23 protein-coding genes are annotated in these 22,774 nt (G+C 73.0%); 12 read left to right on the top strand and 11 right to left on the bottom strand.

Going from position 1 to position 22,774, the window contains the following annotated elements; translation table 11 throughout:
* The first annotated feature begins 13 nt into the window (after window positions 1-13).
* Window positions 14-1,012 (top strand): serine/threonine-protein kinase, encoded by a 999-nt coding sequence (locus WJM95_RS01270; protein WP_339127568.1) that lies wholly within the window; start codon window positions 14-16, stop codon window positions 1,010-1,012.
* 15 nt (window positions 1,013-1,027) lie between these two features.
* Here the strand turns inward: WJM95_RS01270 and WJM95_RS01265 are convergent, their stop codons facing one another.
* Window positions 1,028-2,323, bottom strand: coding sequence for a streptophobe family protein (locus tag WJM95_RS01265; protein WP_339127567.1), 1,296 nt, complete (start codon window positions 2,321-2,323; stop codon window positions 1,028-1,030).
* Between the two features lie 164 nt (window positions 2,324-2,487).
* On the opposite strand from WJM95_RS01265, the gene WJM95_RS01260 reads away from it, so the two are divergent.
* Both WJM95_RS01260 and WJM95_RS01255 read left to right on the top strand, forming a co-directional pair.
* Window positions 2,488-3,837: a DUF6777 domain-containing protein gene (locus tag WJM95_RS01260; protein ID WP_339127566.1), complete on the top strand. Its 1,350-nt coding sequence runs from the start codon at window positions 2,488-2,490 to the stop codon at window positions 3,835-3,837.
* Between the two features lie 117 nt (window positions 3,838-3,954).
* On the top strand, window positions 3,955-4,422 hold the full coding sequence (locus WJM95_RS01255) for a helix-turn-helix transcriptional regulator (protein WP_339127565.1): 468 nt from the start codon (window positions 3,955-3,957) through the stop codon (window positions 4,420-4,422).
* Window positions 4,423-4,452: 30 nt separating this feature from the next.
* Here WJM95_RS01255 and WJM95_RS01250 read toward each other — a convergent pair whose 3' ends face one another.
* The 3 genes from WJM95_RS01250 to WJM95_RS01240 all read right to left on the bottom strand — a co-directional run bounded on the left by WJM95_RS01250 (window position 4,453) and on the right by WJM95_RS01240 (window position 7,097).
* Window positions 4,453-5,055 (bottom strand): ATP-dependent Clp protease proteolytic subunit, encoded by a 603-nt coding sequence (locus WJM95_RS01250; RefSeq protein WP_339127564.1) that lies wholly within the window; start codon window positions 5,053-5,055, stop codon window positions 4,453-4,455.
* 1 nt (window position 5,056) lies between these two features.
* Window positions 5,057-5,710, bottom strand: a complete 654-nt coding sequence (locus WJM95_RS01245; RefSeq protein WP_339127563.1) for an ATP-dependent Clp protease proteolytic subunit — start codon at window positions 5,708-5,710, stop codon at window positions 5,057-5,059.
* A gap of 148 nt (window positions 5,711-5,858) precedes the next feature.
* Entirely contained in the window at window positions 5,859-7,097 is a 1,239-nt protein-coding gene (locus WJM95_RS01240; RefSeq protein WP_339127562.1) for an epoxide hydrolase, read from the bottom strand.
* 187 nt (window positions 7,098-7,284) lie between these two features.
* On the opposite strand from WJM95_RS01240, the gene WJM95_RS01235 reads away from it, so the two are divergent.
* Window positions 7,285-7,767 carry a VOC family protein gene (locus WJM95_RS01235; protein ID WP_339127561.1) on the top strand — a complete coding sequence of 161 codons (483 nt, stop codon included), beginning with the start codon at window positions 7,285-7,287 and terminating at the stop codon, window positions 7,765-7,767.
* A gap of 30 nt (window positions 7,768-7,797) precedes the next feature.
* On the opposite strand, the gene WJM95_RS01230 is transcribed toward WJM95_RS01235, so the two are convergent.
* Both WJM95_RS01230 and WJM95_RS01225 read right to left on the bottom strand, forming a co-directional pair.
* Window positions 7,798-8,982 (bottom strand): GAF domain-containing SpoIIE family protein phosphatase, encoded by a 1,185-nt coding sequence (locus WJM95_RS01230; protein WP_339127560.1) that lies wholly within the window; start codon window positions 8,980-8,982, stop codon window positions 7,798-7,800.
* A gap of 171 nt (window positions 8,983-9,153) precedes the next feature.
* Window positions 9,154-10,170 carry a zinc-binding alcohol dehydrogenase family protein gene (locus tag WJM95_RS01225; protein WP_339127559.1) on the bottom strand — a complete coding sequence of 339 codons (1,017 nt, stop codon included), beginning with the start codon at window positions 10,168-10,170 and terminating at the stop codon, window positions 9,154-9,156.
* A 141-nt stretch (window positions 10,171-10,311) separates the two neighbouring features.
* On the opposite strand from WJM95_RS01225, the gene WJM95_RS01220 reads away from it, so the two are divergent.
* Entirely contained in the window at window positions 10,312-11,109 is a 798-nt protein-coding gene (locus tag WJM95_RS01220; RefSeq protein ID WP_339127558.1) for a VOC family protein, read from the top strand.
* Between the two features lie 68 nt (window positions 11,110-11,177).
* Complete coding sequence (locus tag WJM95_RS01215) at window positions 11,178-11,885, top strand: ribonuclease H (protein WP_339127557.1); 708 nt, start codon at window positions 11,178-11,180, stop codon at window positions 11,883-11,885.
* Between the two features lie 33 nt (window positions 11,886-11,918).
* On the opposite strand, the gene WJM95_RS01210 is transcribed toward WJM95_RS01215, so the two are convergent.
* Window positions 11,919-12,743 (bottom strand): tyrosinase family protein, encoded by an 825-nt coding sequence (locus WJM95_RS01210; RefSeq protein ID WP_339127556.1) that lies wholly within the window; start codon window positions 12,741-12,743, stop codon window positions 11,919-11,921.
* Window positions 12,744-12,776: 33 nt separating this feature from the next.
* Window positions 12,777-13,181, bottom strand: a complete 405-nt coding sequence (locus tag WJM95_RS01205; RefSeq protein ID WP_339127555.1) for a tyrosinase cofactor — start codon at window positions 13,179-13,181, stop codon at window positions 12,777-12,779.
* Window positions 13,182-13,519: 338 nt separating this feature from the next.
* On the opposite strand from WJM95_RS01205, the gene WJM95_RS01200 reads away from it, so the two are divergent.
* From WJM95_RS01200 to WJM95_RS01190, 3 genes are all read left to right on the top strand, one after another.
* Window positions 13,520-14,722, top strand: a complete 1,203-nt coding sequence (locus WJM95_RS01200) for an FAD-dependent monooxygenase (RefSeq protein WP_339127554.1) — start codon at window positions 13,520-13,522, stop codon at window positions 14,720-14,722.
* 112 nt (window positions 14,723-14,834) lie between these two features.
* Window positions 14,835-16,280: an MFS transporter gene (locus WJM95_RS01195; RefSeq protein ID WP_339127553.1), complete on the top strand. Its 1,446-nt coding sequence runs from the start codon at window positions 14,835-14,837 to the stop codon at window positions 16,278-16,280.
* A 5-nt stretch (window positions 16,281-16,285) separates the two neighbouring features.
* Window positions 16,286-16,903 (top strand): TetR family transcriptional regulator, encoded by a 618-nt coding sequence (locus WJM95_RS01190; protein WP_339127552.1) that lies wholly within the window; start codon window positions 16,286-16,288, stop codon window positions 16,901-16,903.
* 18 nt (window positions 16,904-16,921) lie between these two features.
* Here WJM95_RS01190 and WJM95_RS01185 read toward each other — a convergent pair whose 3' ends face one another.
* Both WJM95_RS01185 and WJM95_RS01180 read right to left on the bottom strand, forming a co-directional pair.
* Window positions 16,922-17,548 (bottom strand): alpha-ketoglutarate-dependent dioxygenase AlkB, encoded by a 627-nt coding sequence (locus WJM95_RS01185; protein ID WP_339127551.1) that lies wholly within the window; start codon window positions 17,546-17,548, stop codon window positions 16,922-16,924.
* A gap of 58 nt (window positions 17,549-17,606) precedes the next feature.
* Window positions 17,607-18,314, bottom strand: a complete 708-nt coding sequence (locus WJM95_RS01180; RefSeq protein ID WP_339127550.1) for an SDR family oxidoreductase — start codon at window positions 18,312-18,314, stop codon at window positions 17,607-17,609.
* 102 nt (window positions 18,315-18,416) lie between these two features.
* On the opposite strand from WJM95_RS01180, the gene WJM95_RS01175 reads away from it, so the two are divergent.
* Entirely contained in the window at window positions 18,417-19,256 is an 840-nt protein-coding gene (locus tag WJM95_RS01175; RefSeq protein WP_339127549.1) for a helix-turn-helix transcriptional regulator, read from the top strand.
* A gap of 15 nt (window positions 19,257-19,271) precedes the next feature.
* Here WJM95_RS01175 and WJM95_RS01170 read toward each other — a convergent pair whose 3' ends face one another.
* The gene (locus WJM95_RS01170) at window positions 19,272-20,153 is read right to left on the bottom strand and encodes an aminoglycoside phosphotransferase family protein (protein ID WP_339135286.1); all 882 of its coding nucleotides are present in this window, start codon (window positions 20,151-20,153) and stop codon (window positions 19,272-19,274) included.
* Between the two features lie 338 nt (window positions 20,154-20,491).
* Here WJM95_RS01170 and WJM95_RS01165 point away from each other — a divergent pair, with 338 nt between their 5' ends.
* Complete coding sequence (locus WJM95_RS01165; RefSeq protein WP_339127548.1) at window positions 20,492-21,544, top strand: tetratricopeptide repeat protein; 1,053 nt, start codon at window positions 20,492-20,494, stop codon at window positions 21,542-21,544.
* A gap of 98 nt (window positions 21,545-21,642) precedes the next feature.
* Window positions 21,643-22,638, top strand: coding sequence for a polyprenyl synthetase family protein (locus tag WJM95_RS01160; protein ID WP_339135285.1), 996 nt, complete (start codon window positions 21,643-21,645; stop codon window positions 22,636-22,638).
* Window positions 22,639-22,774: the final 136 nt, after the last annotated feature.

Raw genomic sequence — 22,774 nt, 5'->3', positions numbered from 1 at the left:
GGGGTGACGGCTGATGGGCGAGCCCTCGGCACCGGACACCAGCCCGTTCTCGGGGCGGCCCTCCGAACTGATCGGACGCCAGATCGCGGGCTACCGGATCGAGCGGGAGATCGGCCGCGGCGGGATGGCCGTCGTCTACCAGGCCAAGGACCTGCGCCTGGACCGCACGGTCGCCCTCAAACTCCTCGCCCCGGAACTCGCCCGCAACGACACCTTCCGCGGCCGCTTCACCCACGAGTCACGGGTGGCCGCCGCGATCGACCATCCGCACATCGTGCCCGTCTTCGAGGCGGGCGAGACGGACGGTGTCCTCTACATCGCGATGCGCTACGTCGCCGGGCGCGACCTGCGCCATCTCCTGGACCGCGAGGGACCCCTGACGGTCACGGTGGCCGGCCGCATCGGCATCCAGGTCGCCTCCGCGCTGGACGCCGCCCACGATCACGGTCTGGTGCACCGGGACGTGAAACCCGGCAACATCCTGGTCGCCCAGGGCACCGACAGCGACCACCCCGAGCACGTCTACCTCACGGACTTCGGGCTGACCAAGAAGTCCCTGTCGCTGACCGGGTTCACGAGCGTCGGACAGTTCGTCGGCACCCTCGACTACGTGGCGCCCGAGCAGATCTCCGGCAAGCCGGTCGACGGCCGCTGCGACGTCTACAGCCTCGGCTGTGTCGTCTACGAGACGATGGCCGGGCACCCGCCCTTCCAGCGCGACGACGACATGGCACTCCTGTGGGCCCACCAGTACGACCAGCCGCCGGCCCTGAGCAGCGTGCGCCCCGGCATCCCGGACGCCGTCGACGAGGTCCTCGCCAAGGCGCTGTCCAAGAGCCCCGACGACCGCTACGACTCGTGCCTGGCCTTCGTCAGCGCGCTGCGGATCGCCGCACGCGGTCCCGTGACCGGGGGCGGCGCCGGCACGGTCGCGGAGCCCGAGGCCGCGCCGGGCGGCCCGGGGCCCGTACCGGAACCGCCCGTCTGGGCCAGGCCGGTGTTCCGGCGCTGAGCCGCGGTGCGACCGTCAGCCGTCGGAGCCGATCTCTCCCCTGCGCCGGACGCCCCTGGCCAGGAGCGCGCCCAGGAATCCGGTGACCAGCCCCCACAGCAGGGCCAGGCCGAGGGCGCCCCACACCCGCGGGCTGAGGAAGAGCTCGCCCTTCAGGCCGCCGCCGATGTCGCCGAGACCGAGGATCGACAGGCCGTAGTGCGCCGAGAGCCGGCCGAGCAGGCAGATCATGAGCACCGTCAGCGCCAGCGCGACCGCCATGTGGACGGCGTGCTGCCAGGCCCGCGTCCGGGCCGGTGAGCGGGCGGCCATCAGGAACGCCGCCCCGAGGAGCAGCACGGCGTCGACGACCACGAGCCACCAGACCCGGCCGTCGTAGTCGGCCAGCGAGCCGAGATTGAGCTCGGACACGTCCGGAGTACGCAGCACCTCGTCGAGGACATGCGGCATCGGCAGCCCGAAGGGCCCGTCCACGCGCCCGTTCCAGGTGGCGCCGAGACCGATGGTGAACGCGAGCCAGACGACGTTGGGAAGACCGAGCAGCATCACGGCGAACGTCTCGGCCGGATGCCCGCGGGTCGCCGCCACCACCAGCCCGATCACCACGCCGAGCCCCACGCAGGTGAGCAGCAGGACGACCATGGCGTACGCGGCGGGCCGCACCGACTCCTGGAAGCGCAGCAGCCGGGCCGGGAGCGGCGCGCTCCGCGAGACCAGCAGCGCGATCACGAACACACCGGCCAGCCACAGCACGCCGAGGATCAGGGTCGGCGCCACGGCGGCCTTGAAACCCACCTCGGGCGTTGCGCCGAACAGGTCACCGATGGCGCCGATGGTGCCGTTCCCGAGGTCGACGGTGAAGTTCTGGCGGGCCGCGAGCGTGAGCCCGATCAGGACGAGCAGCCACAGGAGGGCCAGCCGTCCGGCCCAGCCCGCCAGTTCCTTCGCCCCGGCCACCGCGCGATGCCGCAGCGGCCGCAGGAATCCCGCCCCCAGCACCAGTGCCCCGGCCAGGGTCACCGACAGCGGGACCACCGTGAGGCCCGCCTTCGTCTGGGCGATGGCTCCCGCGTCGCCGGTGAGTTCGATGGTGCCGCCGACCGCCGTGACCAGGGTGGCGGCGACCACCCGCGGAAAGGCGTTGTCGGGGAGATCGGTGGCGCCGGACGCCCACAGGCCGAGCGCGGCGACCACCCCCATGAGGACCAGACCGGCCAGGACGACCACGAGGGCCTGGATCCAGCCGTGCCGGGCGTCCGGACGCGCGCCGCTGCTGTCGGCCGGGAAGGCGGACGGTGTCTGGGGGCTCACGCTGCCACGCTAAGCAGCGCCGACACCGTCCGCCCCTCGGGGAGAGCCGACCGCGTCGGCTTGCGGGCACCGGCGGACCCGGGCACACAATGGGGGCGTTGTGGAAGAAAGCGGCCCAAAGGCATGACGGTGCCGCGGCATCCCTCCAGCGGGAAGAAGAGCTCGTGAGCGTCGAACCGCCGTCCTCCGGCCGTCCCACCGGACCGCCCTCGGGCCCGCTGTCGGGCCCCACGCAGCCGAGCCCCACCCAGCCCGTCGCCGTCCCGCCCGCCGGACCGCCGAGCGGCGCCTCCGGCGCGGGTGGCCGAGGCGGCGGCACGGGAGGGGGCGGTACGGGCGGTGGCGGTTCCGGGGGCGGCGGTACGGGCGGCGGCGGGGCGGGCGGTCCCGAGGGACCCGGAGGCTCCGGCGTCGGGCCGGGACAGCCGGGCGGAGGAGGACCCGACCGGCCGTGGTGGCGGTCGGCGCCGCGGGTCGCGCTGATCACCGGGGTCGTGGCGGCGGCCGTGATCCTCGGACTGGTCTTCACCAACAACGGCGGCGGGACGAAGAACGCCGGCAGCGAGGTCTTCCTCCAGTCCGCGGACAAGGCGGGACCCGACCCGTTCACCGAGTCGACCGCGAACGACACGTCCGCCGCACCGACGGACCCCGCGACCCCGGCCACGTCGGCACCCGCCAACGCCACCGTCGCCGTGAGCGGCAACGCGCCCGGCCTCTACGGCGGCACGCGCGACGTTTCCAGCTGCGACGTGGAGAAGCAGATCAGCGCGCTCAAGGCGGACCCGGCCAAGAACAAGGCCTTCGCCTCGGTCGAGGGCATCCAGCCGGACGAGGTGCCCGCGTATCTGCGCTCCCTGACGCCCGTACAGCTGCGCCTGGACACCCGCGTCACCAACCACGGCTACCGCAACGGCGCGCCCACCAGCTTCCAGTCGGTCCTCCAGACCGGCACCGCCGTCCTCGTCGACTCCCGCGGTGTGCCCCGGGTGCGCTGCGCCTGCGGCAACCCGCTCCTCCCGCCGGTCGCGCAGAAGGGCACGCCCACGGCGACGGGCGACTCCTGGCCCGGGTACCGCTCGAAGGACGTCGTGGTCGTGGCACCCTCGACGACCGTCATCAACGTGTTCGTCCTCTACGACCCCGAGAACAAGGAATGGATCGCCCGGCACCGCGGCAACGACGTGCACAAGGACAAGAAGACGCATCCGCCGGTGAACCCCTCGCCCTCGGCCAGCGTCTCCGGCTCCGCCTCACCGTGCGTCTCGCCCGGCGGTTCGAAGACGGAGTCCGGAAGCCCGTGCCCGTCGACCGCGACCTCGCCGTCCTCGGAGAGTTCGTCGCCGTCGACCTCGTCGTCCTCCGCCGGACCGTCCTCCGCCCCGCCGTCCTCGGCGCCTCCGGAGCCCCCGTCCAGCGAGCCCGCCTCTCCCGCGTCGCCCGCGTCGGAGGCGCCCCCGGCGTCGGGACCGGCCTCCTCCGCGGGTTCCTCCGGGGAGGCCCCCGCATCGTGAGATCCGCCGCTCGGCCGGGGCGGCCCGCACGGCCGGGGCCGTCGGCGTTCCGCCCGCTTCACCGAGAGCGGAACGCCGCTCCCTTCCCGTGCGGCCCGGCGCTCCTAGGCTGAAGGGGTGAGCGACCACGTGAGGAACGAAGCCCGCGTCATTCCCCTGCGCCCGGCGGCGGCGGGGCCCTCCCGGACGCCGGCGGCGGAGGCCCCGGACCGGGTGCCGCGCCCGCCCGCGCCCGCCCCTGACCGGGGCCCCGCGGCTCCCGCGGTCAGGGAGCCGCTGTTGCGCGACCTGGTCGGAGACGTCCTGCGGCGCGAACGGCAGGCCCAGGAACGCACGCTCAAGGACGTGGCCGAGGCGGCCCGGATCTCCATGCCCTATCTCTCGGAGGTCGAGCGCGGCCGCAAGGAGGCGTCCTCCGAGGTCCTCGCGGCGGCCGCGCGCGCCCTCGGCCTCGGCCTGGGCGATCTTCTGTCGCTGGCCCAGCGGGAGCTGATCCGGCACACCCGGGGCCCGTCCCTCCGGAGCCGCGCCGGGTCGGCCCCGTCCTCGTCCTCGCGGTACGACGGGATGTGCCTGGCCGCCTGACGCCGGTCCGCCGCCGGGGCGAGGCCGAGGTCAGACCACGGCGAGCCGGCGGCTGAGGATCTCGTCCGCGAGCCCGTACTCCACCGCCTCCCGCGCGGTGAAGATCTTGTCGCGGTCCATGTCCGCGCGCAGGGTGGTGACGTCGTGGTGGGTGTGCCGCGACAGGACCTCCTCGACCTGCGCGCGGATCCGCAGCATCTCCTTGGCCTGGAGGCTGAGGTCCGACACCGTCCCTTGACGGCCGCCGCTGGCCGGCTGGCCGAGCAGCACGCGCGCGTGCTCGAGGACGAACCGCCGCCCGGGATCGCCCCCGGCCAGCAGCACGGCGGCCGTGGAGGCGGCCTGTCCGACGCAGAACGTCGAGATCGGCGCCTGGACGAAGGTCATCGTGTCGTAGATGGCCATGAGCGAAGTGAACGATCCACCGGGCGAGTTGATGTAGATCGCGATCTCGCTCTCCGGGGCCGAGGACTCCAGATGGAGGAGTTGCGCGATGACGACGTTGGCGACGCCGTCGTCGATCTCCGTGCCGAGGAAGATGATCCGCTCGGACAGGAGCCGGCTGAAGACGTCGTACGACCGCTCGCCCTGCGGGGTCCGCTCGACGACGTTCGGAATCGTGTACGTACCCATGTCAGAGCCCCGCCCGTCGCCGTGCCGCGGCCGGGCGGACGTCGGCGAGCGACTCCACGACCCGGTCCACCATGCCGTACTCCCTCGCCTGTTCCGCCGTGAACCAGCGGTCGCGGTCACCGTCCCTGGAGATCGTCTCCTCGCTCTGTCCCGTGTGCTCCGCGGTGATGCGTTCGATGGCCCGCTTGGTGAACTCGTGGTTCTGCGCCTGGATCTCGATGTCGGCGGTGGTGCCGCCGATCCCCGCGGACGGCTGGTGCATCATGATCCGCGCGTTCGGCAGGGCGAAGCGCTTGCCGCGCGCTCCCACGCTGAGCAGGAACTGCCCCATGCTCGCGGCGAATCCCATCGCGAGGGTGGAGACGTCGTTGGGGATCAGCCGCATCGTGTCGTAGATGGCGAGTCCGGCGGTCACCGAGCCGCCCGGGCTGTTGATGTACAGGCTGATGTCGGAGCGCGCGTCCTCGGCGGACAGCAGGAGCAACTGGGCGCACACACGGTTGGCGGAGACCTCGTCGACCTGGGTGCCCAGGAAGACGATCCGCTGGGCGAGCAACTGCGCGGCCAGATGGTCGTCGTAGCGGGTCGTGGGGGTGTCGCCCTCCTCGGCGCGCGGTGAGCGGTCCGGGTACAGGCCGGTGCTGAGCGGAGTCATGGGTCCTCCTGGTCGTGACGCGGCGGGTGTCGCCGCTGACTCCACTGTCGGTCCGCGGCAGGCGGCGGACGGGATTTCTCGGCCCGCGGCAGATTCGCCGTCGGCAGAGTCGGCAGAGTCGGCAGAGTCGGCAAAGTCGGCAGAGCGGTCAGGCGCCCGCGCGGAGTTGACGGAAGAAGGCCCGGATGTCGGCGACCAGCAGCTCCGGCTGCTCCATCGCGGCGAAGTGCCCGCCCCGGTCGAACTCCGTCCAGCGCACGATGGTGTCGGTGCGCTCCGCGACATGGCGCAGCGCGACGAAGTTCTCCTCGGGGAAGACGGCGAGCGCGGTCGGCGTCGTCGACGGCTCGGGCGGGGTGCCCCAGTAGTCCGCGTGGGCACGCTCGTAGTAGATCCGCGCGGACGAACCGGCCGTGCCGGTCAGCCAGTACAGCATCACGTTGGTCAGCAGCAGGTCCCGGTCGACGGCGCCCTCGGGTCGGTCCCGCGAGTCCGTCCACCGCATGAACTTCTCCGCGATCCAGGCGAGTTGACCGACCGGCGAGTCCGTGAGCGCGTACGCGAGCGTCTGCGGCCGGGTCGACTGGAGCGCCGCGTACCCCGCCTCCTCGCGGTCCCATTCCCGGCCCCGCCGCCAGGAGTCGAGGGTGCGCTCGCGCTCGTACGGGCTCAGCGCGGCCAGTTCCGCCGCGGTCGGCTCGGTGACGGCGGACGACCCCGGCAGCAGATTGAGATGGACGCCGAACACCCGGTCGGGGTGCGCCCGGCCGAGCTCGCGCGAGACGGCTCCGCCCCAGTCCCCGCCCTGCGCGCCGTACCGCCGGTACCCGAGGCGTTCCATCAGCTCGGCGAACGCGGCGGCCACCCGTTTGAACTCCCAGCCGGTGTCCCGGGTCGGGCCCGACAGCCCGAAGCCCGGGATGCTCGGCACCACCAGGTGGAAGGCGTCGGCCGGATCGCCGCCGTGCGCGCGCGGATCGGTCAACGGCCCCACGACATCGGTGAATTCGACGATGGACCCGGGCCAGCCGTGCGTGATGATCAGCGGGGTCGCCCCCGGTTCCGGTGAGCGGATGTGGGCGAAGTGCAGTCGCGCGCCGTCGATCTCGGTGGTGAACTGCGGCCACGTGTTGAGGCGTTCCTCGGCCGCGCGCCAGTCGTAGGTGTGCCGCCAGTGGCGCACGAGATCCTGGAGGTAGTCCCTCGGAACGCCGTAGGCCCAGCCCGCGCCCGGCAGTTCGTCGGGCCAGCGTGTGGCGTCGAGACGCCGGTCGAGGTCGTCCAGGTCGCTCTGCGGGAAGCCGACACGGAAGGGACGGATGCCGGCGGGGCCGCCGGGGATGCCGGCCGCGTCGCCGGGGCTCCCGGGGGAGTCGCTGAAGATCATGTCCGCGGATGCTATCCCCGCGTGCGGGGCGTCGGGCATCGGTTTTCCCGGTGCGGGAGTGCCTCGTCGGGTCGGTTCGGCGGGTCGGCCCGAGGCGCCGCGGGTGAGGCCGTGCGCGCGCGGCCGATGAGTTTTCGGACGAGGATCGGTCGACAGAGGGACGACGTTTCCGCACGAGGAGGTACACATGCCCGCCGATGGATTCGCCACCTGCCTGTGGTTCGACGGCCAGGCCGAGGAGGCCGCCACCTACTACGTCTCGATGTTCAAGCACTCCCGGCTCGGCCGGGTCGGCCGCTACACCGAGGCCGGGCCCGGCCCCGCGGGTTCGGTCCTTGCCGTGGAGTTCACGGCCAACGGCCAGAAGTTCGTCGCGGTCAACGGGGGCCCGCAGTTCACCTTCGACGAGGCGATCTCGTTCCAGATCCACTGCTACGGCCAGGAAGAGGTGGACCACTACTGGAACAAGTTCATCGAGGACGGAGGCGAGGCGGGCCCCTGCGGCTGGCTGAAGGACAAGTACGGACTGTCCTGGCAGGTCGTACCGGACGGGCTCATCGAGCTGCTCGGTGACGCGGACACGGAGAAGGCCGCCCGTACGGCCCAGGCGATGTACAAGATGACGAAACTGGACATGGCGGCCCTGGAACGGGCGCACGCGGGGGAGTGACCGGAGGCGGAAGAGGCGTCCCGAGGCGGCTCAGGCGGGATCGCCGCGCGGGCGGATCCTGGCCGCCAGCACCGCGACGTCGTCCTCGGCGTGGCGGGCGTCGAGCTTGACGAGCACCTCGTCGAGCAGCTCGTCGACCCCGGCGCCCGGGGGCAGGCGCAGGGCGGCCAGCCGTGCGAGCGACTCGTCGATGTCCTCGCCGCGGCGTTCGACGAGCCCGTCGGTGAACATCACCAGCGTGTCGTCGGGGGAGAGCCGGCGGACCACCTGCTGGTAGCCGCCGAGCCCCGTGCCCAGTGGCGGCCCCACCGGCAGGGGCAGCAGTTCGCCCGTGCCGTCCCCGGCGAACACCACGGGGGGCAGGTGCCCCGCGCCGGCGATCACCGCCGTGCCGCGCGCCGGATCGACACGGACGAGCAGACAGGTGGCCGGCCGCCGGGTGCCGTCCTCGGCCACCGCGGTGTCCAGACGGCGCAGCACCCGGTGCGGCGGGAGATCCGTGGAGGCGACGTAGCGCAGCATCGAGCGGTACGCGGTCATGTCCACGGCGGCGTCGAGGCCGTGGCCCATCACGTCGCCCACGACCAGCAGGGTCCGCCCGAAGTGCAGCCGCACGGTCTCGAACCAGTCCCCGCCCACCAGGGAACCGCCGCCCGCGGGAAGGTAGCGGGTGGCGAGGTCCAGGTTCGGATGCGGGCGGCCCGGCGCGGCGAGCAGCGCCCGCTGGAGGTCCAGGACCGTGCCGCGCAGCGTCTCGTGCCGTCGGGCGTGCCCGAGGTGCACGGCCGTGAGGCGCGCCGCGTGCTGGGCGACGGCCAGGTCGGTGCTCGTGAACGGCGTTCCCTGCCGGACGGCGAGGAGCACCCCGTACCGGCGTCCGTGCGCGAGCAGGGGCACGGCGGCGACCTGGCGGGGCGTCCGGGCGGAGAGGTCGATCGAGGCGGCGATCGGACGGCCCTCGTCGAGTGCCCGGACGGAAAGGGGACGCGGCCCGTCCGGCGGGGTGAGCAGCAGGGTGCGCCCTGCCGTTGCCGCTCGGGTGAACTCCGCGTCCGGGGAGCGGCGGGCGGCCGTCACGTCCGTGGGCAGCAGGTCCACCGCGGCGCTCTCGCACAGACGCCGGCACACGAACGCCGCGAGCTCCTGGCAGGTCGTGGTCTCGTCCAGGGTCGTGCCGATGGACTCGGCGGTCTCCTCCAGGACGTCCGCCGGCACGCGCGCACCGGCCGCCCCGGCGCCCGTCGTCCCGGTACGCGCGCTCCCGGCGCCGGGCGTGCCGGTTTCCCCCCTCCCGTCACCGCCCCGGACCGCCATCGCACCTCCACAGCAGCACACCAGCAGCACACCCTGGGTCCATCCACGCACGGGGGTGGCCGGCCCGCATGCTCAGTCCTGGGGCGGGCGGTCGTTCACCAGGACCGCCGCCCCGTCGAAGCGGCCCGCCTTGAGATCCCGCAGAGCCTGCGGCGCCCGCTCCAGCGGATAGGCGTGGGTCGTGGCGCGGATGCCGTGGCGGGCCGCCAGTCCGAGAAAGTCCCTGGCGTCCTCCCGTGTGTTGGCCGTGACGCTGCGCAGCTCCTTCTCGTAGAAGAGGTCGCTCTCGTAGCGGAGCGGCGGAATGTCGCTCAGATGGATGCCGGCGACGGCCAGGACACCGCCCCGGTCCAGTGCCCGCAGGGCGACCGGGACGAGATCACCGACCGGCGCGAACAGGATCGCGCCGTCCAGCGGTTCGGGCGGCTCGTCGTACGCCCCGCGGGCGGACGCGGCCCCCAGGGAGAGCGCCAGCCGGCGCGCGGCCGGATCACGGGTCAGCACGTGCACGGTGGCGCCCTCGGCGAGCGCGAGCTGCGCGCACAGGTGGTCGCTGCCGCCGAAGCCGTACAGCCCGAGCCTGCCGCCCGGCGGCAGCGCGGCCCTGCGCAGCGCCCGGTGGCCGATGATGCCCGCGCACAGCAGGGGTGCCAGGGCGACGTCGTCCACGCCCTCGGGCAGCCGGTGGGCGAAGGCGGCGGGCACGGTCGTGTACTCCGCGTATCCGCCGTCGGCGTCCCAGCCGGTGTACTCGGACGCGGGACACAGGTTCTCGGCCCCGCGCAGGCAATACCCGCAGGTGCCGTCCGTACGGCGCAGCCAGGCGACCCCGACCCGGTCGCCGGGCACGAATCCGCTCACCGCGCCGCCGGTCGCCGCGACCACACCGACGACCTCGTGGCCGGGGGTCACGTGCGCCCGGTGTACGGGCAGGTCCCCCTCGGCGACGTGCAGATCGGTGCGGCACACCCCGCAGGCGCGGACGTGCACCAGGAGTTCACCGGGCCGGGGCACCGGCACCGGTCTGTCGGTGAGGCGCAGCGGCTCGCCCTCGATCGGCCCCGGTGTCACCACTTCCCACGCCCGCATGATCCCGTGCCCCGTCCCGTCGCCTGCCAGGTCGGCCCGCTCTCCAGTGTCCTGCGGGCCCGGCGCTTCGGCGCGCGGCCCGCTTGAAGCCTGGCTAGCGTGAGCAGCGCAACCGTTCACCGGACAGGAGAAGGTCGGGTCATGGCCGTACAGCCTGAAGGAACGCCCTGCTGGGCGGACGCGATGTTCAGCGATGTCGAAGGGGCCAAGAGCTTCTACGGGGACGTGCTCGGCTGGACGTTCGGCGAGGCGTCCTCGGAGTACGGGAACTACACGCAGGCCTACTCCGGCGGCAAGGCGGTGGCCGCCGTGGTGCCGCCGATGCCGGGCCAGGAGGGCCAGTCCGCCTGGTGTCTGTACTTCGCCTCGCCCGACGCCGCCGCGACCGCCGAGAAGATCAGGAGCGAGGGCGGCGAGGTGCTGATGGAGCCGATGCAGGTGGGCGACTTCGGCACCATGGCGCTGGCCCGGGACCCCGGCGGGGCCGTCTTCGGCGTCTGGCAGGCGGGAGTCCACGAGGGCTTCGAGTCGATCGGCGACCCCGGAGCGTACGCCTGGGCCGAGGTGTTCACCCGCGAGCCGGAGAAGTCCGACGCCTTCTTCCCCGCCGTCTTCCCCTTCACCGCCCAGCAGGTGCAGGACGACGCCGTCGACTTCCGCGTCTTCAACATCGGCGGGAACCCGGTCCTCGGCCGGATGAGGATGACGGACGACTTCCCGCCCGAGGTGCCCTCGTACGTCAACGTCTACTTCGGCGTCGAGAACTGCGACGACGCGGTGGCCAAGGCGACGGCCCGGGGCGCGGTGCTGCGCTTCGGTCCGATGGACAGCCCGTTCGGCCGGTTCGCCGCGCTGAGCGACCCGCAGGGCGCGTCGTTCTCCGTGATCGACATGAAGACGACGCAGGGCGAGATGCCCGGCATGGCGGATGTGTCCTGACGCACGTCCGGCGTCCTCGGAGGTGACCGGGGCCCGTGCCCGTGCGCGGACCCCGGGCGGGGCGTGGCATGATCGGGGCCATGCCTGAACGCGTTGTTGCCGCCTGTGACGGGGCTTCGAAGGGAAACCCGGGACCCGCTGGATGGGCCTGGGTCGTCGCCGACGGGGACGAGGCCCCCACCCGCTGGGAGGCCGGACCGCTGGGCACGGCGACCAACAACGTCGCCGAACTGACGGCGCTGGAACGCCTGTTGACGGCCGTCGCGCCCGAGGTGCCACTGGAGATCCGGATGGACTCCCAGTACGCGATGAAGGCCGTCACCACCTGGCTGCCGGGCTGGAAGCGCAAGGGCTGGAAGACGGCCGCGGGCAAGCCCGTCGCCAACCAGGAACTGGTGGCCCGGATCGACGAACTGCTCACCGGCCGCACGGTGGAGTTCCGCTACGTTCCCGCCCACCAGGTCGACGGCGACCGGCTGAACGACTTCGCCGACCGTGCCGCCAGCCAGGCCGCCGTGGTGCAGCAGGCCGCGGGCAGTGACCTCGGCTCCCCGGAGCCGCCCGCCTCCCCCGACACCCCGAAGTCCTCGGGCGCCGCGCGCCGCCGTCCCGCGGCCGGGGCGTCCCGGCCGGGCACGTCGAGCCGCACCATCAAGGCCAAGTTCAACGGCCGTTGTGTGTGCGGGCGTTCCTACGCCGCGGGCGAGCCCATCGCCAAGAACGCCCAGGGCTGGGGCCACCCGGAGTGCCGGACCGAGGCACAGGGCGGGGCCTGACCCTCCCGGTGATCACGGCCGGCGCGGCCGGGATCAGACGGTGTCGAACGTGTAGTACTTGCTGTGGTCGAGCAGATCGGACGGACGTGTGTCGTTCCACGGCTTCATCGTCTCGCCGATGTCGATGACGTCCGGGGTGCCCGCGAGCGGGAGATAGCCGGAGTCGGGGTGACGCCGCTGCCACTGGGCCCAGAGCCGGTCGATGAAGGCGTGGTGGAGCCAGAACACCGGGTCGTTGGGGGAGACGCCGGTGGACATCTGGCCGCCGACCCAGACGTGCACCCGGTTGTGGAGGTTGACACCCCGCCAGCCTTCGAGGTGGTTGCGGAAGCCGTCCGAGGCGCTGTTCCAGGGCGCCATGTCGTACGTCGACATGGCGAGCACGGACTCGACCTCGGCGCGGGTCGGCAGTTCCCGGACCCCGGTGCCCAGCGACCGGCGCAGGTAAGTGCGCGCGTCCACACGGACGTTGATCGGCCAGTTGCCCGCGGAGGCGGCGAACGGGCCGTCCATCACCCGGCCGTCCAGGCTGCGTCCGGTACCGCCGAGGAAGTCGGGCGCCCACAGCGACGCCCGCGTGGTGCGGTCGCTGCTCCAGTCCCAGTAGGGCAGCGCCACCGAGGGGTCGACGGACTGGAGGGCCCGCTCGAACTCCAGGAGGAATCTGCGGTGCCAGGGCAGGAACGAGGGTGAACGGTGGCCCGTCCGCTCGCCGTTGTCCGTGTCGCCGACGATGAAGGCGTTGTGCGTGGTGACGAAGGTGTCGTACGTGCCGCTGCGCTTCAGCTTCAGCAGCGCGTCGACGAATCGCCGCTTCTCGTCGGCGGTCAGGTTCGCCTGGTTCTTGCGTACGGTCATGTGCGGGACTCCACGATCTGCTTGCGGGGTGGTTCAGTTGGCGGCGAAGGGCACGAGCGGTGCGCCCTGGAGTTCCACGACGGCGGCGCGGGCCGCGTCGCGGGGGGTGGGCACCGGCGCGTAGTGGCTGACGACGCTGATCCAGCTGCCGTCGGCGTTGCTCATCACGTGCAGCTCCACGCCGTCGACGAACACCGCGTATCCGCCCATGTGATGGTGACCGCCGCCGGTCATCGGGCGGCCTTCTATGTGCCGCCCCTTGAAGACCTCGTCGAAGGACTCCGGGCCGCCGTGGTGGTGCCCGTCCATGGAGTGCGACGCCCTGGCCGGTCCGTTCGGTGCCGCGGACGCGGAGGACGTGGTGAGGGCCTGGGCACCTGCGGCCGCGGCGAGCGCGCCGACGGCTCCGAGAGCGCGGCGACGAGTGAGCTCCGGCATGCGGAGACCTCCTGTGATCAGCTGTGTTGATGACCCGATATGCCTATCGGGTCGTCAAAGAGCCGGAGAAATCCGCGCATGTCGGTTGGCTGCGATCCGGACAATCCCGTATATGTCATGCAGGATTGAACAAAGATGATCTTGTTGTCCGGGGTGGTCGCCACCTGTCCGCGGACGGAGATCTTCCGGCGGCGGGGCCCCGTGGTGATGATCTTGCTGCCGCCGCCCCCGGTCGGTGGCGTGGTTCACGCGCGCGATCTGGCGTGAAACACGGGCGTTGCGCCCCCTGCTACCCTTCGTGATCAATTGACCGCATTGTGCAACATAGGGGAGTGCGCGTGAAGATCGCGTGCGTCGGTGGCGGACCCGCAAGCCTGTACTTCTCGATCCTGATGAAGCTCCAGGACCCGTCCCATGACATCACCGTCCACGAGAGGAACCCGGCCGGATCGACCTACGGCTGGGGCGTGACCTACTGGGCGGGCCTGCTCGACAAACTGCGCGAGGGCGACCCGGCGTCCGCGCTCGCCGTCGGCGAGAACTCGGTGAGCTGGACGGACGGCGTCGCCCACGTCGGCACCCGCACGACCGTGGCCCCCGGGGACGAGGGGTTCGGCATCGGCCGCCGCCGGATGCTCGACCTGCTCGCCGAACGGGCCCGGTCCCTGGGGGTCCGCGTCGCCTACGAGAGCGAGATCACGCCCGACCGGCTGCCCGACGCCGACCTCGTCGTCGCCGGGGACGGCATCAACAGCGCTCTGCGCGAACATCACGCCGACCACTTCGGCAGCGAGATCGAGCGCGGCCGCAACCGCTACATCTGGCTCGGCACGACCAAGGTCTTCGACTCCTTCACCTTCTCCTTCGTGGAGACGGACCACGGCTGGATCTGGTGCTACGCCTACCGCTTCGGGGACGACCGGAGCACCCTGGTCATCGAGTGCTCCCCGGAGACCTGGAGGGGCCTCGGGCTCGACACCGCGGGCGAGACCGAGGGGCTCGCGACGCTGGAGAAGCTCTTCGCGAGCCTGCTGGACGGGCACGGGCTGATCGGCCGGGCGCAGTCCGACGGCGCCGCCCAGTGGCTCACGTTCCGCACCCTGACCAACCGGACCTGGCACCGGGGCAACCTCGTCCTGCTCGGCGACGCCGCCCACACCACCCACTACTCGATCGGCGCCGGCACCACCCTCGCCCTGGAGGACGCCATCTGCCTGGCGCGGGCGCTGCGTGGGCACCAGGACCTCGAAACCGCCCTGACCGGCTACGGACGAGAACGCAGGGCCGAGCTCCTGTCCGTGCAGAGCGCGGCCCGCCACAGCGCCCGGTGGTACGAGAACCTGCCCCGCTACATCGGGCTTCCGCCGGCGCAGATGTTCGCCCTGCTCGGACAGCGCCACTCGCCGCTGCTCCCGTACGTCCCGCCGCAGCTCTACTACCGCATCGACCGCGCCGCCGGCCGGCTGGAGGCGCTGCGCCGCCTCAAGCGCTGGCTCGGCCCCAGGGTCGCCCGCGGAGTACAGGCGCGCGCCCGGAGGTAGCGGTGCCCGAGGCCGCCCGCCCCGGAAGCGGATCCCGCTTGGGGTGAATGGCGATTCACCGATAAGGTGAATTGTCATTCACCCCTTTTTCACGTCTACTTCTGGAGTGCCGATGGCGGCCCTGCGCGAGCGGCTCGCGATCCCTGTCCTGGCGTTCGGCGGGATCCTCATGGCCGTCATGCAGACGGTCGTCGTCCCGCTGCTGCCCGATCTGCCCCGGCTGACCGGGGCCTCGGCGGGCGCGGTCTCCTGGATGGTGACGGCGACCCTGCTCGCCGGAGCGGTGCTCACCCCCGTCCTGGGCCGTGCCGGAGACATGTACGGCAAGCGGCGCGTGCTGCTCATGGCCCTCGGGATGATGACCGTCGGCTCGCTGATGTGCGCGCTGACCTCCCAGATCGGCATCCTGATCGTGGCCCGGGCGCTTCAGGGCGCGGCCGCCGCCGTCGTCCCGCTCTCGATCAGCATCCTGCGCGACGAGCTGCCGCCGGAGCGCACCGGTTCCGCCGTCGCGCTGATGAGCTCCACCGTGGGCATCGGCGCCGCCCTCGGCCTCCCGCTCGCCGCCCTCGTGGTGCAGTACGCCAACTGGCACGTCATGTTCTGGGCGACGACCGCGCTCGGCGTCTTCGGCACGGCACTGGCCTGGTGGGCGGTGCGCGAGTCGCCCGTACGGGAGCCCGGCCGCTTCGACACGCCGGGCGCGCTGGGCCTGGCCGCCGGTCTCGTGTGTCTGCTGCTCGCCGTGTCCCAGGGCGGCACCTGGGGCTGGACCAGCCCGAGGATCCTCGCCCTGTTCGCCGCCTGCGCCGCGATCCTCGCCCTGTGGTGGCGCCAGCAGCTGCGCGCCGAACGCCCCCTGGTCGACCTGAAGCTCGCCGCCCGCCCCCGGGTCGCCCTGCCCCACATCGCCGCGCTGCTGACCGGCTTCTCCTTCTACGGCAACTCGCTGGTCACCGCCCAGCTGGTACAGGCGCCCACGGCCACCGGCTACGGTCTGGGCCTGTCCATCGTGGCCACCGGCCTGTGCCTGCTGCCCGGCGGGGTGACGATGCTGCTGCTCTCGCCCGTCTCGGCGCGCATATCCGCGGCCCGCGGCCCCCGGATCACCCTGGCCCTCGGCACGGCGATCATCGCCTCCGGGTACGTCCTGCGGATCGCCGACAGCCGCGACCTGTGGGCGATCATCCTCGGCGCCACGGTCTGCTCGATCGGCACGACCTTCGCCTACTCCGCGCTCCCCACCCTGATCCTGCGTGCCGTGCCCGCCGGGCAGACCGCCTCGGCCAACGGCGTCAACGTGCTGATGCGCACCATCGGGCAGGCCGTGTGCAGTGCCGCCGTGGCCGCCGTGCTCGTGCACCACACGAGCCTGGTCGCGGGCGCGCCGGTGCCGACCCTGCACGGATATCTGCTGGCCTTCGTCATGGCGGGTACCGTCGCACTGGTGGCCTGTGCCGCCGCACTGTCGATACCCGCCGACCCCGCCTCCCGCGAGACCCCGCGAACCGGCCGCCCGACCGGCGCGCCCCGCGACGAGGCGCTCGAAGGAGCCTGAACACCGTGACCACCCCGCACTCCGGTCTCGCGGCGTCCCCTGCCGCCCGGGCCCGGGACCAGGAGGCCGCGCCCGCCCCCCGTCGTGACGCCGAGGCCAGCAAGGCGGAGATCCTGCGGGCGGCCCGGTATCTGCTGGCCCGGCACGCGCACGCGGACATCACGCTCAAGGCCGTCGCCGACCGGGCCGGGGTGAGCCCGCCGCTGATCCTGAAGTACTTCGGCAACAAGGACGCGCTGTTCGCCCGCGTGATGTCCTTCGAGTCCGACGCCGAGGCCCTGCTGGACGCGCCCCTGGAGGAGCTCGGCCGGCACATGGTCCGCCATCTCCTCGAAGGCCAGACCCAGCGCGGTGCCGACCCCGTCCTGAGGATCGTGTTCGCCCCGCTCCAGGGGGAGCAGGGCGAGATCCTGCGGGCCAACTTCCGCGCCCAGGTCAGCGACCGTCTCGCCGGGCGGCTCGGCGGCCGGGACGCGGGGCTGCGCGCCGAACTCGCCGTGAGCACGCTGCTCGGCCTCGGCGTGATGTACGGGATCGCGCGGGGCTCGCATCTGCGCGCCACCTCCGTCGACGACATCGTCGACCGCTACGCGCCCGCGGTGCAGGCCCAGCTCGCTCCGTAGTCGGCCACGCCCCGCGGTTCAGCTCACCCCGTCCGGGCGGAACTGAACGCTGATCCGGGGTCCAGTGGCCCGCGCCGTCTTGGGGATCGCGTGCTCCCAGGTGCGCTGGCAGGAGCCGCCCATGACGATGAGGTCGCCGTGGCCCAGCGGACGCCGGACGGTGTCCCCGCCGCCGCGGGGCCGCAGCAGGAGGTCGCGCGGGGCGCCCACCGACACGATGGCGACCATCGTGTCCTCGCGGGCACCCCGGCCGATCCTGTCCCCGTGCCAGGCCACGCTGTCGCGGCCGTCCCGGTAGCAGCAGAGCCCGGCCGTGGTGAACGCCTCGCCCAGCTCCTCCGCGTAGTGCGCCGACAGCGCGTCCCTCGCCTCGTCGAGGACCGGGTGCGGCAGGGGATCGCCCGCGCGGAAGTACGCGAGCAGCCGGGGTACGTCCACCACGTGCTCGTACATCTGGCGTCGTTCGGCCCGCCACGGGACCTCGGCGGCGAGGTGGGTGAAGAGCTCGTCGGCCCCGCTCACCCAGCCCGGCAGCAGGTCGATCCAGGCCCCGTCGCCCAGCGTCGTGCGCCGGAGCCCGTCGAGCGGGCCCAGACGGAGTTCGTCGGTCTGGTCGAAGAGGGAGCCCTGGAGATGCATGGCCATGGAGCCAGCGTACCCCTGAAATCGAATAAGTGTTCCCTTGTGTGGGTGGGTGCCGTGGTCACCAGGGAACGGGGCCCGCCGCGTCGAAGAAGCCGCCGGTCGGTCCGTCCGGCCCGATGAGCGCCATCCGTACGATGATCTCGGCGCCCTCCTCCACGGTCTGCGTGCCGGTGTTCCCGTTCAGGTCGGTGGCGGTGTAGCCCGGCTCGACCGCGTTGACGCGGATGCCGGGGAACGCCTTCGCGTACTGCACGGTGATCATGTTGACGCCGGCCTTGGAGGCCGGATAGGCGAGGCCCGGGTAGAAATGGGTCGGGCTCGCGGGGTCGCTGATGCGCTCCAGCGAGGCGAGGCCGCTGCTGAGGTTCACCACGACCGGCGCCGCGGACCGCTGGAGCAGGGGCAGGAAGGCGTGGGTGACGCGGACGACGCCGAAGACGTTCGTCTCGAACAGCTCGCGCATCATTCCGGCGGTCACCTCGGCCGGGCCGATCACGGTGTTCCCCTCGCCGCGTCCCTCGACGCCGGCGTTGTTGACCAGGACGTCCAGGCCGCCCTCCGCCTCGACGGTCTTCGCCGCCGCGGCGACCGACGCGTCGTCGGTGACGTCGATGACGAGGGGGCGCGCCCCGAGCCGCTCCGCGGCGCGCCGGCCGCGTTCCGGGTCGCGGCTGCCCAGGTAGACGGTGTGGCCCGCCGCCACGAGCCGGCGGGCCGTCTCGAAGCCGAGACCCTTGTTCGCTCCGGTGATGAGTGTGGTGGTCATGCGTCCAGGGTCCGGCGGTGCGCCGCCCGCAGCCAGGAGTCCGGTCTTCCTGGGACCGGCGGTACCAGGCGGGTCCGGCCGCGGGGGTGCACAGTGGGTGGCATGGTGAACACGGAGTTCGGCCGGGCGGTGCGACGCTGGCGTGACCGGGTCACGCCGGAGGCCGTCGGGCTGCCCGGCGGGGGCAACCGGCGCGCGGCCGGACTGCGCCGCGAGGAGCTGGCTCTGCTCGCGGGCATCTCGGTCGACTACGTCACGCGCCTCGAACAGGGCCGGGCCGCCCATCCCTCGGAGCAGGTCGTCGAGGCCCTGGCCCGGGCGCTGCGGCTGTCCGGAGCCGAACGCGAGCACCTCTTCCAGGTGGCCGGACTGGTGCCGCCGGGCCGGGGCATGGTGCCGGCCCACATCACACCGGGAGTCCACCGGCTGCTCGACCGGCTGAGCGAGACGCCGGTGGCGGTGTACGACGCGGCCTGGACCCTGCTGCTGGCCAACCCGCTGTACGCGGCCCTGCTCGGCGATCCCTCGGGGTGGCGGGGCAACGAGCGCAACGGGGTGTGGCGCAACTTCGTCGGCCCCGCGGGACGGGTGCGGCACACACCCAGGGAGCGGCGGGCGTTCGAGGCGACGCTGGCGGCCGACCTGCGGGCGACCGCGAGCAGGTACCCGACGGACCGGCGCCTCGGGCAGCTCATCGAGGACCTGTGCGCGAACAGCATCCGGTTCGCGGAGCTGTGGGAGTCCGGAGCCGTCGCCCGCCACGAGGCGTCCCGCAAGATCGTCGACCATCCCCAGGTCGGTGCCGTGACGCTGGACTGCGATGTGCTCAGTGTCGCGGGCAGCGACCTCCGGATCATGGTCTACACGGCCGAGCCCGGCACGGAGGACGCCGAACGCGTCGCGCTCCTCGGTGTACTCGGAACGCAGGCCCTGGTGGAGTGAGCCGGCCCTGACCGGCTACAAGTCCCGCCGTCCGGCGAGTGCTTCGTGGATGACGTGGGTGGCGTTGGCCGCGATCACCGGGTTCGTGTCGCGGTAGTAAGGGAGTTGGACGAGGGCCATGGACAGGGCCCAGCCGCGTCCCCGTGCCCAGTCGGCGCCGTCGGCCCCGGCCGCGTCCCGGAAGACGGGCCTGGCCGTGGCGGGCAGCAGGTTCCAGGCCGGGACGAGGTCGCAGGCCGGATCGCCGGTGCCGAGGGTGGCGAAGTCGAGGACGGCCGCGAGGCGGCCCTCGCGGACCAGCAGGTTCATCGGCATCAGGTCCGAGTGGAGCCAGCGGGGCGGGCCCGTCCACCGCGGTGCCGCGAGCGCCTCCTCCCAGGCCGCCGTCGCGGCACCGGTGTCGACGCTGCCGCGCAGGTCGTTGATCGCCGAGCGGGTCTCGGCGTCCACCGCGCTCAGCGGTGTGCCGCGGTGGGCGGGCGGACCGCCGGGCAGGTCCAGGGCGCGCAGGGAGGCGACGAACGCGCCCAGATCGGCGGCCAGTTGTCGTCCGTCGGGCAGGGCGCCGGCCGTCGGAGGGTCGCCGTCGAGCCAGCGCAGGACGGACCAGTGCCAGGGGTAGATGGCGGTGGGGGTGCCGAGGCCGACGATCTCGGGGACCGGGAACGGGAGCCTGGGCGCGAGCCGCGGCAGCCATGCGTGTTCCCTGACCGCGTCGTCGGCGCCGTTGGCGATACGCGGGAGACGGACGGTCAGCTCGTCGCCCAGGCGGTAGAGGGCGTTGACGGTTCCGGCCGACCGCACCCGCCTGAGGGGCAGCCGGGCCCAGCGGGGGAACTGCTCGGCCAGCAGGCGCCGTACGAGCGATGCGCCGATCCGTGTCTCGTCCGCGTGCATCGGGGCTGTGGGCAACTCCTGCCTGCTTTCCACGGGGGAGGGTCCGCCGCCGTCATCCTGTGTCCCGCCCGGACCGCCGCGCAACGTGTTTGAGGCGGGCAGGCAACCTCCCGCACGCGATCGCCGTCTTGATCGGCAACGGGCGCGTGACACGCGGTCCTCCCAGGAACATCCCTTCGGGGAGGGCGACAGGCACGCTATACCCCTTGCGTATACATGCCGTGTATACGTCGAGTGTATAGACGATCGCCGCACGTCACCGCCTTCCAGGAGTCGACTACAGCATCACCGCCGGCCGAACCCGTACGGGGCGGGCGGTGGCGGACGGAAAGGCACTCATGTACGGCAAAGCCTTCGCCCCGGAATACCAGGGCGCCTTGACCACCCTGTCGGTGAACTCCTCGCTGACCGACGTCCTCGCGGCGGGCACGGAGCAACTGCGCGCCGCCGAACGCACCGGCGCCCGCGCCGAGGCCGCCCGTTCCGGCCTCGCGGTCGCCGAGGCGCACCGCAGGCTCGGGCAGGTCGCGGACGCCGACCGGGCCTGGAAGGCGAGTTACCGCACCGCCCGGGAGGCCGGCGACGGCGCCGCGATGGCATGGGCGCTGTGGAGCGGCGGCACCCTGGCCCGCCAGCGCGGAGCGTTCCCACTGGCATGGCGGCTGCTGCGCCTGGCCGCCGAACTCGGCGGGCAGGCGGGGGACGTCGTGGTGCGCGGCTACTCCCTGGCCGGCATGGCGGAGACCGGCCGCATCCAGGGCGACTACGCGGCCGTGACCGCTCTGCACGAGCAGTTGCTGGCCGAGGCGCGCAAGCGAGGCGAGGCCCGGCACACCGTGTGGGCCCTGGAAGGCATCGCCCAGATCCACCGCAACACCGGTGCGTACGACACCGCTTACGCGATGTTCGAGGAGGCCGCCGAGATAGCCGCCGGCGCCGAGGACCGGCGCGGCCACGCCTGGGCACTGCGCGGACTCGCGGACATCGTCTCCGTGCGCGACGGGGACACGGACCGCGCGCTGGAGCTGCTGGGCGAGGCCGAGGTCTCCTGCCGTGCGATGAAACTGTCCGGCGCGCTCGCCTACAACCACAAGATGCGCGGCAACGTCCTCTACCGCGCCGGGCGTTACGAGCAGGCCCGCGAGGTGTACGCGGGCGCCCTCGCCGAGTTCGAGGCGATGAGCGAGCCGCGCGGCACGGCCCTGTCGCGCCTCGGGCTGGTCAAGTCCCTCGCCCGCCTCGGCCGTGGCGGTGCCGAGACCGCCGCCGATCTGGACGAGCTGGCCGTGGCGCTGGAGGGCATCGGACTGCGTCACGCCCACCGGATGGTCGAACGAGCCCGCGCGGAACTCGGGTTGACCACCGGGACCGGCGAGAGGGAGGCCGCGTGAACACGTCGACGGCCCTCGGCATCCCGCCCGTCCCGCCGGTTCGGAGCGTCCCGCCGGCACCGGCCGCCCCGGAGTCGCCGCCCGAGGCCGCCCAGGTCCTGGACCGCTGCCGCGACCTCGTGGCCCCCGTCCTGTCGGAGGCGATCGGCACGCTGCACCCGTGGCTCGCCGAGATGGCCCGGTACGCGCTCGGCCACTGCGAGGTCGGCGGCGCGCCCGCCGACCACGGAGGGGGCAAGGGCGTACGGCAGGCCCTGGCCGTCCTCGGGGCGGAGATCGTCTCGGGTCCGGCCCGGGCGGGGGTACCGGCGGCCGTCGCGGTGGAACTCGTCCACGTCTTCTCGCTGCTCCACGACGACATCATGGACGGCGACACGCTCCGCCGCGGGCGCCCGGCCGTGTGGAAGGCGTACGGCACGGGACCCGCCGTGCTCGCGGGCGACGCGCTGTTCGCACTGGCCGTCGAGACCGTGGCCCTCACACCCCAAGCCGGTACGGCCGTACGGCAGTTGACGGCAGCGCTCAACGACCTGGTGCGCGGTCAGGCCGACGACCTGCTCTTCGCCGAGCGGCCCTGGACCGGGTCCGACGCGGTCGGCCCGGCGGAGTACGAGGCGATGGCCGAGCGCAAGACCGGGGCACTGCTCGGCTGCGCCCTGGCCCTGGGCGCCCGGCTGGCCGGAGCACCGGACCGGGCGGTGACCGCCCTCGACCGCGCGGGCCGCCATCTCGGCGTCGCCTTCCAGATCGCCGACGACGTGCTGGGCATCTGGGGCGATCCGTCGGTCACCGGCAAGCCGGTCCACAGCGACCTGCGGCAGGGCAAGAAGACGTTGCCGGTGCTCGCCGCGCTCGGCGGAGCCGGATACGGCGAACTGGACGAACTCCTGGCGCTCTCCCACTCCTTGGACGAAGCGGGCGTGCGCCGTGCGACGGCCCTCGTCGAGCGGGCCGGGGGACGCGCGGCCGCCGTGCGCGAGGCGCGCCGCCATCTGGCCGCGGCGGACACGCTCCTGGCGGGACTGCCCCTCGCGCCCGGGCCCGCGGCGGAACTCCACACCATGCTGTCCGCCCTCGCCGACCGCACGATCTGACACCTCCGTGCGCGGGATGGTGCGACATCGGTCACATGTGCGCGTTGATCGGACTCGCCAGGCAACCGCCTCATTCCCCCGCACATCTGTCCGGTCGGGACCCGACAGCCCCCGTGGTGCGCAACAGCATCGCGCC

Source organism: Streptomyces sp. f51, assembly GCF_037940415.1.
GTDB lineage: Bacteria > Actinomycetota > Actinomycetes > Streptomycetales > Streptomycetaceae > Streptomyces.
This window is presented reverse-complemented; position numbering and strand designations above follow the sequence as displayed.

Bases quoted from the DNA above. Each gene is read 5' to 3' on its own strand.
- WJM95_RS01270 (WP_339127568.1), top strand. From the start codon at position 14: ATGGGCGAGCCCTCGGCACCGGACACCAGCCCGTTCTCGGGGCGGCCC.
- WJM95_RS01250 (WP_339127564.1), bottom strand. From the start codon at position 5,055: ATGGGTACGTACACGATTCCGAACGTCGTCGAGCGGACCCCGCAGGGC.
- WJM95_RS01245 (WP_339127563.1), bottom strand. From the start codon at position 5,710: ATGACTCCGCTCAGCACCGGCCTGTACCCGGACCGCTCACCGCGCGCC.
- WJM95_RS01240 (WP_339127562.1), bottom strand. From the start codon at position 7,097: ATGATCTTCAGCGACTCCCCCGGGAGCCCCGGCGACGCGGCCGGCATC.
- WJM95_RS01235 (WP_339127561.1), top strand. From the start codon at position 7,285: ATGCCCGCCGATGGATTCGCCACCTGCCTGTGGTTCGACGGCCAGGCC.
- WJM95_RS01225 (WP_339127559.1), bottom strand. From the start codon at position 10,170: ATGCGGGCGTGGGAAGTGGTGACACCGGGGCCGATCGAGGGCGAGCCG.
- WJM95_RS01220 (WP_339127558.1), top strand. From the start codon at position 10,312: ATGGCCGTACAGCCTGAAGGAACGCCCTGCTGGGCGGACGCGATGTTC.
- WJM95_RS01215 (WP_339127557.1), top strand. From the start codon at position 11,178: ATGATCGGGGCCATGCCTGAACGCGTTGTTGCCGCCTGTGACGGGGCT.
- WJM95_RS01210 (WP_339127556.1), bottom strand. From the start codon at position 12,743: ATGACCGTACGCAAGAACCAGGCGAACCTGACCGCCGACGAGAAGCGG.
- WJM95_RS01205 (WP_339127555.1), bottom strand. From the start codon at position 13,181: ATGCCGGAGCTCACTCGTCGCCGCGCTCTCGGAGCCGTCGGCGCGCTC.
- WJM95_RS01195 (WP_339127553.1), top strand. From the start codon at position 14,835: ATGGCGGCCCTGCGCGAGCGGCTCGCGATCCCTGTCCTGGCGTTCGGC.
- WJM95_RS01185 (WP_339127551.1), bottom strand. From the start codon at position 17,548: ATGGCCATGCATCTCCAGGGCTCCCTCTTCGACCAGACCGACGAACTC.
- WJM95_RS01180 (WP_339127550.1), bottom strand. From the start codon at position 18,314: ATGACCACCACACTCATCACCGGAGCGAACAAGGGTCTCGGCTTCGAG.
- WJM95_RS01175 (WP_339127549.1), top strand. From the start codon at position 18,417: ATGGTGAACACGGAGTTCGGCCGGGCGGTGCGACGCTGGCGTGACCGG.
- WJM95_RS01170 (WP_339135286.1), bottom strand. From the start codon at position 20,153: ATGCACGCGGACGAGACACGGATCGGCGCATCGCTCGTACGGCGCCTG.
- WJM95_RS01165 (WP_339127548.1), top strand. From the start codon at position 20,492: ATGTACGGCAAAGCCTTCGCCCCGGAATACCAGGGCGCCTTGACCACC.